Source organism: Nocardioides sp. GCM10028917, assembly GCF_042666175.1.
Lineage (GTDB): Bacteria > Actinomycetota > Actinomycetes > Propionibacteriales > Nocardioidaceae > Nocardioides.
Window position 1 is genome coordinate 1 of record NZ_JBHTFL010000018.1, and the last position, 977, is coordinate 977.

At 68.5% G+C, this 977-nt stretch carries 1 protein-coding gene; it reads left to right on the forward strand.

Annotation, left to right across the window (positions count from 1 at the left end):
• Positions 1 to 40: 40 nt before the first annotated feature.
• The coding region (locus ACFQW6_RS22925) for an IS481 family transposase (RefSeq protein WP_378551029.1) at positions 41 to 977 on the forward strand (937 nt) is incomplete at its 3' end.

The window sequence follows — 977 nt, forward strand, 5'->3', positions numbered from 1 at the left end:
GGAGGGGGTTACCACACCAACCCTTCAACTGGAGGTCCTCGTGACTCACGCTAATGCCCCGCTGACCCCGGAGGGTCGTCGCCGCCTCGCGGTAGCCGTCGTCGAGAAGCACTGGACGGTGCAACGAGCAGCCGAGCGGTTTCAGGTTTCACCGGCGACGGTGTCGAAGTGGGCCACCCGCTATCGCCGTGGTGAACCGATGACTGACCGCTCCTCGCGCCCGGCCTGCACGCCACGACGGTGCAGCCGCCGGCTGGAGCGACGGATTGTGGCGCTGCGTCACAACCGACGCTGGGGGCCGCACCGGATCGGCTTCCACCTGGGCGTGCCTCGCTCGACGGTCGGTCGGGTGCTGGCCAGGTACCGGATGCCGCTGCTGGCCCACCTTGACCAGGCCACCGGCCTTGCGGTCCGCAAGCCCAAGCCGGTGCGCTACGAAGCCGCTGCGCCTGGCGACCTGGTCCACGTCGACATCAAGAAGCTCGGGAAGATCCCAGACGGAGGTGGGTGGCGGGTCTTCGGGCGTGGGTCCGTGCAGCACCGCCGATCGGGCGTCGCGACCGATCGAGCTGCCCGCGCCGGTGCATCTCCTTCACGGGGCTACGTCTACCTCCACCACGCCGTCGACGACCACTCGAGGCTCGCCTACTCCGAACAGCTGCCCGATGAGCGCAAGGAGACCGCCGCTGCGTTCTGGGTCCGCGCCAGAGCGTTCTTCGCCGACGCCGGGATCAGCGTGCGAGCCGTGATGACCGACAACGGTGCCTGCTACCGCTCACTCGCCTTCGCGGCCGCTCTCGGTGAGGACGTGAAGCACCGCCGCACCCGTCCTTACCGGCCGCAGACCAACGGCAAGGTCGAACGCTTCAACCGCACCCTGGCAGCCGAATGGGCCTACGCCACGGTCTACCTCTCAGACACAGCACGCGCCGCGACCTACGCCGACTGGCTGCACTTCTACAATCACCATCGACCCC